Annotated in this window: 13 protein-coding genes; 8 read left to right on the top strand and 5 right to left on the bottom strand. The window is 62.6% G+C overall.

Features of this window, described 5'->3' with window-relative positions; all coding sequences use genetic code 11:
- Positions 1-9: 9 nt before the first annotated feature.
- From ACE3PP_RS15395 to ACE3PP_RS15380, 4 genes are all read left to right on the top strand, one after another.
- Entirely contained in the window at positions 10-816 is an 807-nt protein-coding gene (locus tag ACE3PP_RS15395) for a PhzF family phenazine biosynthesis protein (protein WP_374383841.1), read from the top strand.
- Positions 817-993: 177 nt separating this feature from the next.
- Positions 994-2,133 (top strand): ATP phosphoribosyltransferase regulatory subunit, encoded by a 1,140-nt coding sequence (locus tag ACE3PP_RS15390; RefSeq protein WP_374383839.1) that lies wholly within the window; start codon positions 994-996, stop codon positions 2,131-2,133.
- Positions 2,134-2,152: 19 nt separating this feature from the next.
- Positions 2,153-3,448 (top strand): adenylosuccinate synthase, encoded by a 1,296-nt coding sequence (locus ACE3PP_RS15385; RefSeq protein ID WP_374383837.1) that lies wholly within the window; start codon positions 2,153-2,155, stop codon positions 3,446-3,448.
- A 10-nt stretch (positions 3,449-3,458) separates the two neighbouring features.
- Positions 3,459-3,962 (top strand): hypothetical protein, encoded by a 504-nt coding sequence (locus ACE3PP_RS15380; protein ID WP_374383835.1) that lies wholly within the window; start codon positions 3,459-3,461, stop codon positions 3,960-3,962.
- A gap of 21 nt (positions 3,963-3,983) precedes the next feature.
- Here ACE3PP_RS15380 and ACE3PP_RS15375 read toward each other — a convergent pair whose 3' ends face one another.
- Positions 3,984-5,369: a protoglobin domain-containing protein gene (locus ACE3PP_RS15375; protein WP_374383833.1), complete on the bottom strand. Its 1,386-nt coding sequence runs from the start codon at positions 5,367-5,369 to the stop codon at positions 3,984-3,986.
- A 425-nt stretch (positions 5,370-5,794) separates the two neighbouring features.
- Between ACE3PP_RS15375 and ACE3PP_RS15370 the strand changes: the two genes are divergently transcribed.
- Positions 5,795-6,496 carry a Crp/Fnr family transcriptional regulator gene (locus ACE3PP_RS15370; RefSeq protein WP_374383831.1) on the top strand — a complete coding sequence of 234 codons (702 nt, stop codon included), beginning with the start codon at positions 5,795-5,797 and terminating at the stop codon, positions 6,494-6,496.
- A gap of 6 nt (positions 6,497-6,502) precedes the next feature.
- Here ACE3PP_RS15370 and ACE3PP_RS15365 read toward each other — a convergent pair whose 3' ends face one another.
- The gene (locus ACE3PP_RS15365; RefSeq protein WP_374383830.1) at positions 6,503-6,958 is read right to left on the bottom strand and encodes a MaoC family dehydratase; all 456 of its coding nucleotides are present in this window, start codon (positions 6,956-6,958) and stop codon (positions 6,503-6,505) included.
- On the bottom strand, positions 6,955-8,385 hold the full coding sequence (locus ACE3PP_RS15360) for an aromatic amino acid lyase (protein WP_374383828.1): 1,431 nt from the start codon (positions 8,383-8,385) through the stop codon (positions 6,955-6,957). The genes ACE3PP_RS15365 and ACE3PP_RS15360 overlap by 4 nt, the downstream gene beginning before the upstream one ends.
- 177 nt (positions 8,386-8,562) lie before the next feature.
- Here ACE3PP_RS15360 and ACE3PP_RS15355 point away from each other — a divergent pair, with 177 nt between their 5' ends.
- The 3 genes from ACE3PP_RS15355 to ACE3PP_RS15345 all read left to right on the top strand — a co-directional run bounded on the left by ACE3PP_RS15355 (position 8,563) and on the right by ACE3PP_RS15345 (position 11,716).
- A complete protein-coding gene (locus ACE3PP_RS15355) occupies positions 8,563-9,039 on the top strand; it encodes a DUF992 domain-containing protein (RefSeq protein WP_374383826.1) in 477 nt (158 codons plus the stop codon).
- Between the two features lie 130 nt (positions 9,040-9,169).
- Complete coding sequence (locus ACE3PP_RS15350; RefSeq protein ID WP_374383824.1) at positions 9,170-11,206, top strand: hypothetical protein; 2,037 nt, start codon at positions 9,170-9,172, stop codon at positions 11,204-11,206.
- Between the two features lie 15 nt (positions 11,207-11,221).
- Positions 11,222-11,716: a hypothetical protein gene (locus ACE3PP_RS15345; RefSeq protein WP_374383822.1), complete on the top strand. Its 495-nt coding sequence runs from the start codon at positions 11,222-11,224 to the stop codon at positions 11,714-11,716.
- A gap of 39 nt (positions 11,717-11,755) precedes the next feature.
- On the opposite strand, the gene ilvD is transcribed toward ACE3PP_RS15345, so the two are convergent.
- Both ilvD and ACE3PP_RS15335 read right to left on the bottom strand, forming a co-directional pair.
- A complete protein-coding gene (gene ilvD / locus ACE3PP_RS15340; protein WP_374383820.1) occupies positions 11,756-13,606 on the bottom strand; it encodes a dihydroxy-acid dehydratase in 1,851 nt (616 codons plus the stop codon).
- Between the two features lie 731 nt (positions 13,607-14,337).
- Entirely contained in the window at positions 14,338-15,180 is an 843-nt protein-coding gene (locus tag ACE3PP_RS15335) for a hypothetical protein (protein WP_374383818.1), read from the bottom strand.

Below are 15,180 nucleotides of genomic sequence, written 5' to 3'. Positions count from 1 at the left end.
GAACTGATCATGAAACACCCGATTTACCAGGTTGATGCCTTTACCGACCGCGCCTTTGCCGGCAATCCGGCCGGGGTAATGCCGCTCAACGTCTGGCTGCCTGATCAAACCCTTCAAGCCATCGCCGCCGAGATGAATCTCGCCGAAACCGCCTTCTTCGTACCCACCGGCGCAGGTCAATACCACCTGCGCTGGTTCACCCCGACGGTCGAGGTCAAGCTGTGCGGCCACGCCACCTTGGCCTCGGCTTTCGTGCTGACGCGCTTTATCGACAAGAGCCTCACGGAAATGCGCTTCGACAGCCTGTCCGGGCAGCTCTTCGTACGTGTCGACGGTGATCGGCTGGAGCTCGACTTTCCATTGCTCAGCTTCGAGGCGAATTCGGACGCCACCCTGCCGGGGCGCATCGCTGCCGCCATCGGCCAGCAGCCGGTCGATGTCGTGGCGAGCCCGGTCTACGACGCCTATCTCGCGCGCCTGTCGGATGGTGCGGCAGTGCGTGCCGCGGTCCCGAACTTTCCGGCCATTGAAGCGCTGGGATGCGACCTCATCATCACCGCGGACGGTGCCGGCGAAGGGGTCGATTTCGTCAGCCGCTTCTTTGCCCCCCTGCATGGCATCCCCGAGGATCCTGTTACGGGCTCCTCGCATTGCGTGCTCGCCCCCTATTGGCAGCAACAATCTGGGCGCGCGCAATTCCATGCCCGCCAGGTCTCCAAGCGGGGTGGCGATCTGTGGCTGACGATGAAGGGCGACCGCCTGCGGATCGCCGGTCACGCGGTCTGCGTTCTGCAGGGTGAAATCGAGGTAAATTAAACGCTTAGGTGCCGGAAACGCAGGGGCGGGCAGCCCCTGCGACCAGCGCCGCTCTTGCACCGCGAAAGGCTTTGCGCTAATAGCCCTTGCCCAAGCGGTCCGGCGATGAAGCGCCTGCTTCCCGCCGCTCTGTTCGGGCTTCCGTCGCGACCTTAAGTCCCGAGCCCGAACCTGAAGATGACCAGCGCATCCAGCAATAATGCCGGCGAAAAGTTCCTGCTGCCTGCGGGGTTGGGCGATGGCCTCCCGCCGGAAGCCGGTTTCGAAGCAGCGATCGTTGAGCGCCTAGTGGGCACCTTCGCGCGCTGGGGCTATGAGCGCGTCAAACCGCCCCTCATTGAGTTCGAAGACTCGCTCCTTGCCGGTCCAGGCGAGGCGATGGCCGCCCACACCTTCCGCCTGATGGATCCGATCTCGCAGCGCATGATGGGCCTCCGCGCCGACATGACGCCGCAGGTCGGCCGCATCGCCGCAAGCCGCCTCCAGAAGATGCCGCGCCCCTTGCGCCTCTCCTATGCGGGGCAGGTGCTGCGCGTGAAGGGCGAGCAGATGCGCCCCGAACGCCAATTGGGCCAGGTCGGGGTCGAACTGATCGGCACCGAGGCTGCGGCCGCCGATGCCGAGGTGGTTCTCCTGGCGGTCGAGGCGTTGACCAGCCTCGGCGTGCGCGATCTCGCCGTCGATCTCAACGTGCCGCGCCTCGCCCCCAGCATTTTGGGTGCCGGCCACAGCGCCGATCTCATCGCCGCCCTAGATCGCAAGGATACGTCGAAGGTGACGGAACTGGCGGGCGCACAAGCGCCTATGCTCCTCGGGCTGCTGCGCGCGGTGGGGCCGGTCGAAACGGCGTTGCCCGTGCTGGAGAGCCTCGATTTGCCGCCGCCGGGTGCCGAGGTGCGCGCCAATCTTGCCGCCATCATTGCGCTCATCCGCAAGTCGGCGCCCGGTCTCACCCTCACCATCGATCCGACCGATCATCGCGGTTTCGAATATCACAGCGGCATCGCCTTCACGCTGCTCGGTCGCGGCGTGCGCGGCGAGTTCGGGCGTGGCGGTCGCTATGTCAATCATGCGGGCGAGGCCGCGACCGGCTTCTCGCTCTATCTCGACACGCTGCTCGCCACCCTGCCGGTTCCGGCCGGGGCCAAGCGCGTCTTCATTCCCTTGGGTGGCGATTCTGCAGCGGCCCTTCGTTTGCGCAACGAAGGCTGGGTGACGGTGCAGGGGCTCGATGCCGCCGACACGCGCGCCGAGGCGGCGCGGCTCAAATGCTCGCATTATCTCGAGGGCGGCCAGGCGCGCGCCCTCAAAGACTGATCTCAGGCAGAGGAATATCATGGCTAATGTCGCGGTAATCGGCTCGCAATGGGGCGACGAGGGCAAGGGCAAGATCGTCGACTGGCTCTCCGAGCGCGCCGACGTCGTCGTACGTTTCCAGGGCGGCCATAACGCGGGTCATACGCTGGTCATCGGTGGTGTCACCTACAAGCTGTCGCTGCTGCCTTCCGGCATCGTGCGCCCGGGCAAGCTCTCGGTCATCGGCAACGGTGTCGTGGTCGATCCTTGGCATCTCCTGAAGGAGATGGACGGATTGCGCGGGCAGGGCGTCTCGATCACGCCGGACAATCTCGTCGTCGCCGAAAACGCGGCCCTCATCCTGCCGCTCCACAGCGAACTCGACAAACTGCGCGAAGGTGCCGCCGAAGGCAGCGCCAAGATCGGCACCACCGGTCGCGGCATCGGCCCGGCCTATGAAGACAAAGTTGCGCGCCGCGCCATCCGCGTCTGCGACTTGGCCGATGCCAAGGGCCTTGAGGGCAAGGTTGAGAATCTCCTGCGCCATCACAATGCCCTGCTGAAGGGCATGGGGGCGACCCCCGTCGACGGTGCCGATCTCCTCGCCAAGCTGCGCGCCATCGCACCGCAGATCGCGCCCTTCGTGCGCCCGGTCTGGGAAATGCTCGATACGGCCAGAAAGCGCGGCGACCGCATCCTGTTCGAAGGCGCGCAGGGCGTCATGCTCGATGTCGATCACGGCACCTATCCTTACGTCACCTCGTCGAACACGGTGACGGGGCAGGCGGCGACTGGCTCCGGCATCGGTCCCTCCGGCATCGGCTACGTTCTCGGCATCACCAAGGCCTATACGACGCGTGTCGGCTCCGGCCCGTTCCCCTCGGAACTCACCGATGAGATCGGCGAACATCTCGGCGCGCGCGGCAAGGAGTTCGGCGTGGTGACGGGGCGCAAGCGCCGCTGCGGCTGGTTCGACGCGGCCCTCGTGCGCCGCGCCGCCAAGGTCGCCGGTATCCACGGCATCGCCTTCACCAAGCTCGACGTGCTCGACGGCATGAAGGAACTGAAGATCTGCACCGGCTACGAGATCGACGGCAAACCCTATGCCTATCTCCCCGCCGCGTCCGACCTGCAGGCCCGCGCCAAGCCGGTCTACGAAACGCTCGAAGGCTGGTCTGAATCGACCCAGGGCGCGCGCTCCTGGGCGCAACTCCCGGCGACGGCCATCAAATACGTTCGCCGCGTCGAGGAACTGATCGAAGTGCCGGTGGCGCTTCTCTCAACAAGCCCGGAACGCGATGACACGATCCTGGTGAAGGATCCGTTCGCGGATTGAGGAGTAGGCGATGAAGCGCTGTTTTTCTGCTGTGCTCGTGGTGCTGATCACAGCACTAGGTGCGTGCAAGTCGACATCGACTCCTGCGCCAGCCGTGACAGCGTCAGGTGATGCCGTGAATGGAATGCTCGCCGCTGATAACATTGCCATTACTGTGGGTCGCTGTGTTCGCGTGAGCGGCTCAGCGGATTGTCATTCAATTGCAGAAGAGCCATTGGTTCTGTCGCCGGCTAGTCGGTTCTTCATTAGTTGCCTCTCCGAGAGGTCGAATGGCCGCGTCATCTATATCGGTGATGCTGCACCACCTGCGGGGAGATGGGTCGACATCTCTGTGCCTGAGGACGAGGCGCCATCAATCGACGGAACGCCACGCCAATCGGCCATCGCGGCTCTCTACCAACATCAAGGAAAATTCGTCAGAGGGTTCCAGTATAACTGGGGTGTCAATGACATGTCGCTGCATCACATATGCGACAAAATCATGCAAGACATTGTTCTCCCTGAAGTCAGGTAAACTGACGGACCTGCCAATCGATCAGCCCGCGACCCGCTGCAGGAACTTTTCGATTTCCTGACGGACCATCGTCGTCTGCTTGGTCAGCTCGCCGGCGGCGATCAGCATATTGGTGGCTGAATCGCCGGCTTCCGCTGCACAATTGCTGACGCCGGTGATGTGCTCGGCGACCGAGCTGGTGCTGTCGGCGGCCTGTTGCACATTGCGCGCGATTTCCTGCGTTGCGGCACTTTGCTGCTCGACGGCAGCGGCGATGGTCGACGTCACGTCGCTCATGCGCGAAATGGTGCCGGCGATGTTGCCGATGATCGTCACCGATTTGCGCGTCTCTTCCTGAATGGTGCGGATCTGGCCGCCGATCTCCTCGGTGGCGCGGCCCGTCTGGCCTGCGAGACTCTTCACTTCCGATGCGACGACGGTGAAGCCCTTGCCGGCTTCCCCGGCGCGCGCCGCTTCGATCGTGGCATTGAGCGCCAGCAGGTTGGTCTGCTCGGCGATGGCATTGATCAGCTTGACCACATCGCCGATCTTTTCCGCGGCCGAAACGAGACCCTGGACAGAACCATCGGCATTGCGCGCCTCATTGACCGCAACGCCCGATATATCCTTGGATTGCTGCACCTGATTGCTGATTTCGACGATTGAGGCGGAAAGCTGATCCGCTGCGGCAGCAACCGCATGCACGTTGCCCGTCGCCTGCTGCGATGCATCGGTGACGGTGCGGGCCGTGTTGCTGGTCAGCGAAGTGCTGTCGCCCAGCGATTTCGCCATCGCCTGCAACTCGACAGCAGCCGCATCGACCGATTGCAGCGCGCTTTGGATGATAGCGGCAAAATCGCTGACCGCTTCGGTCACTTGCCGTTGCCGACGTGCCCGCTCCGCCATCATCGCTTCCTGATAGGTCGAGATGGACAGATCGATATCCAGCATCACCGCCGTCGTCACGGCACCGCTCAAGGCGCCGGCATGCCCGCGCACGAACGGGCGCTGGCGCGTCGCGATGTTGAGTAGCTTGCGCAGCACGAAACTGTAGGCGCCGATATACCAGCGCGGTGCCAGGCCGATGCGGTTGTGGGCATGGCCGACGGCGCGCACGCTGTCGAAATATTCGCGGTCGAAGCGGCCTGAAAAAAGGCGCTCCCAATGCTGCGCCTGCGCCTTCATCAGGCGCGGCCGTTGCTCGCCGACGAGCGCTGCGAGTTCCGGTATGCCGCCGACATGATTGTAGAAGGCATCGAGGATGCCGGGCAGCGCCGGCTGCACGATCGGCCAGAATTCGCGCAGCAGCTTGCTGGTTTCCGGCGTGATGCAGAGATAGGTGAGGCGGCCGTTTTCTTCGTCCGCCGCAATGGCCGTTGCGGTCTTGGTCTCGATCTCAATCGGCCTGTGTAAAGTGAGCTGATCCATTTCCACGACCCCCTAGATTCGCAGATACAGAATGAGCAGGCATGACAGTACTTGATCGGCACGACAACTTGCTGTCTGTTGCAGCGGTGTTTGCGTCGTCAACCAGCGCGATGCGTCAACAGAACGCAGCTGATGGGTATGACTATTCGCGCTTCTTACTCAACCCGATATCGCAAAGACGGGTCTGTTTTCAGACAAAGCGATCATAACTTTCGTCGGATTGAGTTTTTTTATAGTTAAAATCGATGCAATTGCCGCAATTTAAATGAATATCTAGGTAGTATATCTAAGTATGCAAACTCGCGTTGGACTTGCTACTTCGTCGCGTTGACAGTGTCGCCGGGCATACCGAGATCAGTAATAAAGATGGCCAATAAATGATCTTTTCTCGGGCCCTCGTGATTGACGACAAAAAGAGCGTTTGAATGACGGTAATGTCCGCCTTGCCGATCTCCTGTGCGCAATGTCCGCGGTTGAGAACGGCGTTCTATCGCAGCGAACAGCAAACATTGGTCGAGATGAACGAGTTGCGTACCGGCAACCGTCACTATCCGGCCAAGCGTACGATTTATCGCGAAGGCGAGCCGGCATCTGAGATGCTCATCATCTTTGACGGCTGGGCTTTCCGCTACAAGCTGTTGCCGGGCGGGCGTCGCCAGATTCTCTCCTTCCTGCTGCCGGGCGACGCCATTTCGATGCCGCTCATCACCAGTGATCGCCTGCCATATTCTGTTCAGTCATTGACGGCCGTCACCGCCTGTTCGTTCGAGCGCCGCTGCTTTGCCGATTTCGTCACGAAGCACGACAATATCGCCCGCCAAATGGAATCCTGGTGCATCTCGGCGATGGCCGCAGCCGATGAGCGCTTGGTCGATCTCGGTCGGCGTTCGGCCTACGAGCGTGTCGGTCGGCTCATCAACGATCTTCTGGTCGTGATGGAGCAGAAGGGGATTCCGACGGTCAATCCGATCTATTTCCCGCTGGGGCAAACTCATATTGCCGATGCGTTGGGGCTTACCGCCATTCATGCCGGGCGCGTGCTGCGTCGCCTGCGCAAGGAAGGTGTGCTGTCGCTCCACCGCGGGCGCCTCGATGTGATGGATCGGGCGGCGCTGCGTCGTCTGTGATCATTTTCACGCGACCTGAATCGGTCGCCTCGGCACGATCAGGCGGGAAGTCAGAATCTGCAACACTTCGCTGCGCTGATTGCGCGTCTCGCTGCGCATGATGACTGAGCCGCGATCGGGCTTCGAGCGCGAGGGCTTCACTTCCAGGATTTCGCTTGTCACCTGAAGCACATCACCGGGGCGCGTCGGTTGCGGCCAAGAAATCTCGCCGCCGGCTCCGATCAAGCCGCCGGCAATGCCAGGCTCTGTCGCGGTCAGCAATTTCATGGTGATCGCCGCCGTGTGCCATCCGCTCGCGGCCAATCCGCCGAAGAATGTGTCCTTGGCCGCAGTCTCGTCGGTGTGAAAGGGCTGCGGGTCGAACTGTCGTGCGAAGGTTTTGATCTGCTCGACATCCAGCGTATGCGTCGGGCTGACGAAGACGCGGCCCGGCTGCAGATCCTCGAGATAGAGCGTCGTCATAAGGCTCCCTCATAAATCTCGGCGCGAAAAGCGTCGGCGAGTGATTTGAGATCGGCCCCGAACACACGTGATGCTGTCATCGGCGGGAAGTGGCGGCGGATGGTCGCAAGTGTCGCGGCCAGTGCCGGTGTTGCCGCGCGCTCGGTCATGTGGAGAGCCTGCGAGGCGACCGCACCCAGCATCGCAAGGCTTGCTTCAAGGCAGCGCCCGGCTTCTTCCTGCGCCTTCCACGCAAGGCCCGTCATGGGGGCGACATCGTTCTGGCCGAAGCCACCCGCTTCGCTGCCGGGCAGGAAGGTGCGCTGTGCCGCGCGCCTGGCCTGTTCGACATAGCCTACATGGGCAAATCCCATGATGCCGATATAGGCTTCTTCGGCCGCCTGCAATTGATCGGGCAGCAGCGAATAGCGCCCGTCGAGCAGCTTTGTGTTCTGCCGTTCGGCAAGAATGCAGAGATCGGCTGCGGCTGCGGCAAGATTATCGAGTGCCGGATAGGCGCGTGCGTTGTGATAGCCACCATTGCTGAACACGCGCGCCTTCGGATGATCTGTGTCTGGCATCAGGAAGACCGGATTGTCGGTAACCGATTGCAACGAGCTTTCGGCGATCTCCTCTGCCTGTGTCACCGCTCGGCGCATCTGGCCAAGAACGCGCGGCAGAATGCGATAGGAAACCGGTGCCTGATACGGGCGGCGCGGCTGTGTGCCGCCCTCAAGCAGCCCACGCAGGCGCTGCAGCACTTGCGCCTCGTAGGGATCGCCCCACAGCGTCTCGAACGCGGCGTCATAGGCTTCGAGCGGCGCCTTGATCGCCTCGGCGGAAAGAGCGAAGACACGTTCAGCGAGATCGAGCCGGCGGCGCATGGCGATCGCTGCATCGGCGATGAGCGCGCTTGCGGCCGGCGATCCGTTGATGAGCGAGAGCGCGTCCTTCTCGCCCAGCGGAACTCCTTCGGCGAGTTCGACGATGAGCGGGGCCATCCAAAGAATTTCACCGGCACCACCTTGGCCTTCGATCGAGACACCGGGCAGCTTGCCGTCGAGAAGGGCTGCGACACGGTCGGCCAATGCCGGCGTGATCGCCGCATGACCTTCGATGAAGTTGGTCAGGCGCGCGAGGACGATGCCGCGCGCCACACGCTCCGGCGCCGCTTCACCGAACGCCACGGCCGGGCTGCGCGGCGGCCGCTGTGCATGCGCGCGCCGTGCCTCGCCGGTCAGTCGCTTGTTGGCGTGCTGGCCATAGCCGCTGGTGACGCCGTAAATGGTGATGTCGGGATCGGTGTCGATGAGGTGCAAGAAGGCAGCGCGGGCTTTCGTCATCGCATCCTGGGCGGTGTTCCCCAGGCGGACGCCGGACCCCTCCCAGGCAACCTGCCGGTAGGTGGCAAGGGTCATGTCCGTGCGGCGGTTGAGTTCGATGGGCATGGGCCAGTCTTTCGCAATGATGTGCCGCCTAAGTGTTAGTCGATTCGGGTGGCCGCCCCGAATGGCTTCTGGGGATGGGTCCCATGTCTTTTGGGAACTTCCTCCGAATTTGCCTGTTGATGCCGGCGAGCGGGTCCGACACCTTGAAGTCGGGACGGCCGAATCGGGAGAAGCCAAATGAAGCTCAGTTCATATCTGGCCGGTGCTGCGGCCGCCGCCGTCATCGCCATCGCTGCCGGCCCGTCGCTTGCCGCCAACGGCGTCAATGTCGGCGTGCTCGATTGCCGGGTGGGCGAAAGTGTCGGCTACATCATCGGCTCGACCCGTGCCATCACCTGCGACTTCAACCGGTCCGACGGGACGGTCGAGCATTATCATGGCGAGATCCAGCGCTGGGGCCTCGATATCGGCTTCACCCGCGAGGCGCGGATGTTCTGGGGCGTGCTGGCCCCCGGCCATGTCGAACCGGGCGCTCTGGTCGGCACTTATGGCGGGGCGGGGGCGGATGTTTCGGCCGGTCTCGGCGTCGGCGCCAATGCGCTTTTTGGCGGCAGTGCCCGGCAGATCGCCCTGCAGCCGGTCAGCGTCAACGGCAATGTCGGCGTCAATGTGGGCGCCGGGGTGCAGCGCCTGCGCCTGATGGTTGGAAAATAGGCGAAAATTCCGCCTCTCAACCCCTTATTAACCAGTCCGGCATCAAAACTGCATATCCGATGGGACCTGCCCGGAATCCACCGGCGCGGGGTAGAATTTGCCTGTGGATGGGCCTGGGTCAGAGCAGCGGATGGCGACGCCGAACGTTCAGGATGTGGTGGAGCTTGGCGAGCGCTTCGAGATAGCGCCCGGCCAGCGCTTGGCCGTTCATGACAGCGGCTTGGCCGAGGCCTATGCCGCCGTCGACCGCATCGATTCCTCCCGCAAGGTCTTCGCCCTCATCGGTCCCGGGCATCTCGCGACCCGCGGCCTTGCCATAGCGCCGACGCGGAGTGCCGCCGGCACCTACCTGCTGTGGCCGCTTGCCAGCGCCATCGTCGACTGGCCGGTCGGGATCGAAGGTGGTGGAGAAGTCCTGTGGGGCCGGCGCCCGGCCTTCATCTACAGCATGCCCGCCGGCGAGAAGCTCAGCGGGCCGAAAGGCCAGATCCCGCAGCTTGCCGAAACGCAGCTCATCAAGAATTTCATTCAGCCGGCGATCCAGCTCATCCGCGATCTGGTGCTGATCGGCTGCCCGCACCGGGCGATCCGGCCGGACAATATCTATTTTCAAGGCGGCAATTCCGGCGACATCATGTTCGGCGATTGCCTCGCCTCGCCGCCGGGCAGCAATCAATCCGCCGCCTTCGAAACCGTCGAGAACGCGATGTCCGATCCGATCGGGCGGGGTGGCGGGTCGATCGCCGACGATATCTATGCGATCGGCGTGATGGGGCTGATGCTCTATCTCGGCCGTGATCCCGTGGCGGGGGTGAGCGACGAGCAGATCATCAACGCGAAGATCAATGCAGGCTCCTTCTCGACGCTGGCGGGTGGCGAGAAGCTGGCTCCGAGCCTGGCCGAACTGTTCCGCGGATTGCTCTGCGACAAGGTCTCGGACCGCTGGACCATCAAGCAGCTGGAAGGCTGGATGACCGGCGCCCACTTCAACCCGACGCTGCCGAGCATCCCGCAGCGCGCCTCGCGGCCGCTGAAATTCTGTGGCGGCGAATATCTCAACAAGCCGGCGCTGGCGCATGCCATGTCGCGGCATTGGAACGAGGCGATCGCGCTGCTCTCCAGCGGCGATTTCGACAATTGGTACAAGCGCGGCTTCGGCGACGAAAAGGCGCCGGACAAGATGAACCGCATCCACGGCCTGTCCGCCGCCTATGGTCCGCCGGCCGGCATGCGCGACCGGGCCGTGTCGCGCTTCATCATCCACATGGGCGGCAGCCTGCCGCTTTGCTACAAGGAGATCCGCACCAGCCTGGTCGGCCTCGGCGCGATCCTGTCGCACAATTACGAACGCCGCGAGCGCGTGCAGCAGGTCGGTGAGCTCATTCACGCGCGGCTGCTGCACGCTTGGTTCGAAGAGCAGCCCAATCTGCGCCCCGAGCAGATGCAGCTGCGCCGCTCGCTCGAAGTGATCGACAAGGTGATCGACCGGCAAGGACCGGGCTTTGGCATCGAGCGCGTGCTCTATGAGCTCGATCGCGGCACGCCTTGCAAATCCTCGTTGATCAGCGATTACTACGTGGTCGACAGCGCCGACCTCTTGCCCGCGATCGATGCCGCCATACCGGGCGCGCCAGCGGGCACGCTGCCGATGGACCGCCATATCGCCGCCTTCATCGCTACCAATATGAAGCGGTCGATGGACACTGAAATGATTCCGCTGGCCAACCGGGCCGACGAAATCAACTACCGCGTCGGCATCCTGCGCCTGCTGGCGATCGTGCAGCGCGTGCATCAGCAATACGAATTGCCGCGCCTAGCTGCCGTTGTCGTCGAGATGCTGGAGCCGGTCATCGGCGCCTTCCATAACAGCGGCATGCGCGAGCATCTCAAAGGTGAGATGGCAAAGCATGCGAAGGATTGCCGCTTCGACGAGATGCTGCTGCTGCTCGACGGCGAGGGTTCGCTGCGGAAGGCCGACAATGAAGGCTTTGCGGCAGCGGTGCAGGAATACGCGCATCTTGAGCGCGGCCGCGCGTGGCTCGCGAATGGCGGCCTGACCGATACGACGCGGATACGCGGCATCGCGCACAAGGTGGCGGCGATGACATCGACGCTCGCTTGCTCGGCCGGCCTGGCGGCCTATGGCCTCTTTGCGGTTCTGTTCTAGGGGAGGGCGCGGGACATGACCGACAACAGCGCGCCGGCAGGTGGATCGATCGGGATCAAACCGATGGTCATCGCCATTCCGGTCCTGCTCATCGCCCTGGTGTTCCTGCCGTCGGCAATCGTGATCGGCGTCGGCATGATTCCCACCATCGTCGCGCGCGTGGTCGATACGTCGCCGGGCAAGCGCCTGACCGTGACGGTGGGCGGTTTCAATCTGCTCGGCTGCCTCTATTTCCTGCACAAGATCTGGGCGGCGGGGCAGGGCATGGGGGATATCCAGCCGACGCTGATGAACAGTTTCGGCTGGCTCTCGGCGCTGGTCGGGGCCGGTGTGGGCTGGATCGTCTTCGGCTTCATGCCGGTCATCATCGGCAAATTCGCCGAAACCCAGACGGCGCTGCGCCTGCGCAGCATCACCAAGGACCAGGAGCGCCTGGTCGAGGACTGGGGCGAATCCGTGCGCGGCATGTACGGCGTGCACGAAGTCCCGGCGCCGAAAGACGAGGACTGAGAAACTCAGCCCTCGCTATTCGATCAACCTATCTGCCGATCAACGCACCTGATCAACGTCGCGGATGGCGCCGCGTGCCGCACTCGTCGTGAAGGCGGCATAGGCGCGGAGTGCTGCCGAGACGTTGCGCTTCCTCGCGCGCGCCGGCTTCCACGCATCCTTGCCGCGCGCTTCTTGCGCCTTGCGACGCGTCGCGATCACATCATCGGCGACGGCAAGCTGGATGGTGCGGTTGGGAATGTCGATCTCGATCCGGTCGCCATTCTCGACCAGCGCGATCAAGCCGCCTTCGGCCGATTCCGGCGAGACATGGCCGATGGAGAGGCCCGAGGTGCCGCCCGAGAAACGCCCGTCGGTGATGAGCGCGCAGGCTTTGCCGAGGCCCTTCGACTTCAGATAGGAGGTCGGATAGAGCATTTCCTGCATGCCGGGGCCGCCGCGCGGACCTTCGTAGCGGATCACCACCACGTCGCCCGCCTTCACTTCGCCCAAGAGAATGCCGGAGACGGCATCGTCCTGGCTTTCATAGACGCGGGCCGGTCCGGCGAAGACATGGATGCTCTCATCGACGCCGGCCGTCTTCACGATGCAGCCGTCGAGGGCGAGGTTGCCCTTGAGGACCGCGAGGCCGCCATCCTTGGAGAAGGCATGGGCGGCATTGCGGATGACGCCCTTCTCGCGGTCGAGATCGAGCCCGTCCCAACGCTTGTCCTGGCTGAAGGCGGTCTGCGTCGGCACACCGCCGGGGGCGGCGAGGAAGAATTTCTGCACGCTCTCGCTGTTGGTCTGGGCGATGTCCCAGCGGCGCAGCGCGTCGCGCAGCGACTTTGCATGCACGGTCGGCTCGTCGCCGTTGATCAGACCGGCGCGGTCGAGCTCGCCCAAAATGGCCATGATGCCGCCGGCGCGGTGCACGTCTTCCATGTGCACGTCGGACTTGGCCGGCGCCACCTTGCAGAGGCAGGGCACTTTGCGCGACAGGCGGTCGATATCTTCCATCGTGAAATTGACGCCGGCTTCGTGCGCCGCCGCCAAGAGATGCAGCACCGTATTGGTCGAGCCGCCCATCGCGATGTCGAGGCTCATCGCATTCTCGAACGCCTTGAAATTGGCGATGGCGCGCGGCAGCACGTTCGCATCGTCTTCCTCATAATAGCGGCGCGTGATGTCGACGATGAGGCGCCCGGCTTCGAGGAAGAGGTTGCGGCGGTCGGCATGGGTCGCGAGCGTCGAGCCGTTGCCGGGGAGCGAGAGCCCCAAGGCTTCGGTCAGGCAGTTCATCGAATTCGCGGTGAACATGCCGGAGCAGGAGCCGCAGGTGGGGCAGGCGGAGCGTTCGATCTTCTCCACCTCGGCATCCGAGTAATGGTCGTCGGCGGCGGCGACCATCGCGTCGACCAGGTCGAGCGCCACCGTCTTGTCCTTCACCACCACCTTGCCGGCCTCCATCGGGCCGCCGGAGACGAAGACGACGGGGATGTTGATGCGCAAGGCCGCCATCAGCATGCCCGGCGTGATCTTGTCGCAATTCGAGATGCAGACCATCGCGTCGGCGCAATGCGCGTTGACCATGTATTCGACGCTGTCGGCGATGAGCTCACGCGAAGGCAGCGAATAGAGCATGCCGTCATGGCCCATGGCGATGCCGTCATCGACGGCGATGGTGTTGAATTCCTTCGCGACACCGCCCGCCGCCTCGATCTCGCGCGCCACCATCTGCCCCAGATCCTTCAAGTGCACATGGCCCGGCACGAACTGGGTGAACGAGTTGACGACGGCGATGATCGGCTTGCCGAAATCGCCATCCTTCATGCCGGTCGCCCGCCAGAGGCCGCGCGCGCCCGCCATGTTGCGGCCGTGGGTCGTCGTTCGGGAACGATAGGCAGGCATCACTCTGTCTCCTCGGGGCGGCTGGCCGACGGCATGAGCTGCCGGGCTGGCGGCCGGTATTTATGTTTCCAAAAACGCGTCGCCGCGTGTCACAAAGTGTCATATGGCAGCCGGCTGGACCGGTCAAGGAACCGAGCCGTGCGCTGTGCGCAGACGCTTATGAGCGACGTTTGCTACCCTTTTTGGAAAGCGGGAAGGGGAAGAAGCGAAAGAGGAGGGGAAGGCCGGTCATCTGCAATCGCCCGAAACAGGTTCAGCGGAGTTAGGGTGCAGCGTCCGCCTCTCGCACCAGCCGCGTTGCAGCCCCCTCCGACCAAAGGGGATGGCATGACCCAGCCAATCGGGACGCCGCTTCTCCCAACGCGCGCGTGCGGAGGGCGGTCTATCCAGGACTGCCCGCAGGAGATGGCTTATCCGCCCCATCCAGGCAGGGATCGCGTCACCCCATGCGACCCAGGGGAGCCGGCGTCTCGCCGCGGCAGAAGCGGGTGCGCGTCGGGGGCTTTGTCATGGGCCCGGAGAGGGCTCGCCCCAAACGATCACCGTATCCGGCCTGCGCCTCCAATCAAGGGAACCTGTACCGGTGACAGCCGAGCGATTGCAGATGACCAGCGCCCCGGTCATTTCGAGAGAGATGTGCACAAGTGGAATAGTAGCAAATTCCTAAGTTGAAGTCAAGAACAAAATGGGAACTTCACTCAGCCGCGTTTATGGGAAGGCTCAATCAAGACCTAGAACGGCCTGCCTGCCGCCCAGTTCTTTCTTTGCTCTAAAAACTCAAGATACAACGCCTTGGGTCGTATTGTCCGAGTAACACTGACCGAATCTGCAAAGAGATAATAGTATTGACGAAAAAGTGTCTTATCTGTCCTGTAATCGCCCGTCCATTCGGTATCTGGAATCCTGGACAGGAGCTCATTGAACACCAGATTGTTTAGGGTCTTAACGAAGCCAGTGCTAATAGCAATCATGTTTTGTAGTGCTGCGTAGTCAAACCGCAATGGCTTCTCTAGGAGCTTGCTGTGATCAGCTAGCCCCAAAGCAATTGCATTCCTAACGCCCAGCTTACCAAATCTGTGCACGGCACAGTGTCTAAGTTGACAGACACGTACGTAGTCGGTGATTGCTCGTTCAAGGGCTGGAGGAGTAGGCCCTTTGATTGACATAAGCGACTTCAGCGCGTCCTCGATGTTCTTCTTACTAATGAATGTCATGCCCTCTAGTAGAGCCTCTGGAAGCAATTCCCTATCGAGAAGCGTAGCAGCCCCGTAAGAGACTGGGTGTTCATTGACACAGTCCTTGCATATTGGGTCAATGAGTATCGTGCGCCTGAATAGTGTCCGAACAAAACTCTCTACTGCTGCTACAACTCCGAGCATCACCAACTGACCTTGGAACGGATCAAAGTTGGACGGTGTTGGAGCAAGCCTATTGATAGCTTGAAGTCGGGTCAGAAATTCATCGATAGCTGAGCCCTTTGCTTCCTTGTAGGAAGCGTCAAAAAGAGACTGAGTTGCTAGAATGGGATTCGCGGCAGCAGTGCAGACGGTGAGTTTGGCTTTGAAAACACTCAT

Origin of the sequence: Dongia sp. (genome assembly GCF_041910485.1) — a bacterium.
Lineage (GTDB): Bacteria > Pseudomonadota > Alphaproteobacteria > Dongiales > Dongiaceae > Dongia.
Note: the sequence above shows the minus strand (reverse complement) of the source record. Positions and strands in the feature narration are given on the sequence as shown.

What these genes read in the sequence shown, in the direction of transcription:
- ACE3PP_RS15370 (WP_374383831.1), top strand. Translation starts at nt 5,795, where the DNA reads ATGACGGTAATGTCCGCCTTGCCGATCTCCTGTGCGCAATGTCCGCGG.
- ACE3PP_RS15355 (WP_374383826.1), top strand. Translation starts at nt 8,563, where the DNA reads ATGAAGCTCAGTTCATATCTGGCCGGTGCTGCGGCCGCCGCCGTCATC.
- ACE3PP_RS15360 (WP_374383828.1), bottom strand. Translation starts at nt 8,385, where the DNA reads ATGCCCATCGAACTCAACCGCCGCACGGACATGACCCTTGCCACCTAC.
- ACE3PP_RS15395 (WP_374383841.1), top strand. Translation starts at nt 10, where the DNA reads ATGAAACACCCGATTTACCAGGTTGATGCCTTTACCGACCGCGCCTTT.
- ACE3PP_RS15335 (WP_374383818.1), bottom strand. Translation starts at nt 15,180, where the DNA reads ATGAGTGTTTTCAAAGCCAAACTCACCGTCTGCACTGCTGCCGCGAAT.
- ACE3PP_RS15350 (WP_374383824.1), top strand. Translation starts at nt 9,170, where the DNA reads ATGGCGACGCCGAACGTTCAGGATGTGGTGGAGCTTGGCGAGCGCTTC.
- ACE3PP_RS15380 (WP_374383835.1), top strand. Translation starts at nt 3,459, where the DNA reads ATGAAGCGCTGTTTTTCTGCTGTGCTCGTGGTGCTGATCACAGCACTA.
- ACE3PP_RS15390 (WP_374383839.1), top strand. Translation starts at nt 994, where the DNA reads ATGACCAGCGCATCCAGCAATAATGCCGGCGAAAAGTTCCTGCTGCCT.
- ilvD (WP_374383820.1), bottom strand. Translation starts at nt 13,606, where the DNA reads ATGCCTGCCTATCGTTCCCGAACGACGACCCACGGCCGCAACATGGCG.
- ACE3PP_RS15345 (WP_374383822.1), top strand. Translation starts at nt 11,222, where the DNA reads ATGACCGACAACAGCGCGCCGGCAGGTGGATCGATCGGGATCAAACCG.
- ACE3PP_RS15385 (WP_374383837.1), top strand. Translation starts at nt 2,153, where the DNA reads ATGGCTAATGTCGCGGTAATCGGCTCGCAATGGGGCGACGAGGGCAAG.
- ACE3PP_RS15365 (WP_374383830.1), bottom strand. Translation starts at nt 6,958, where the DNA reads ATGACGACGCTCTATCTCGAGGATCTGCAGCCGGGCCGCGTCTTCGTC.
- ACE3PP_RS15375 (WP_374383833.1), bottom strand. Translation starts at nt 5,369, where the DNA reads ATGGATCAGCTCACTTTACACAGGCCGATTGAGATCGAGACCAAGACC.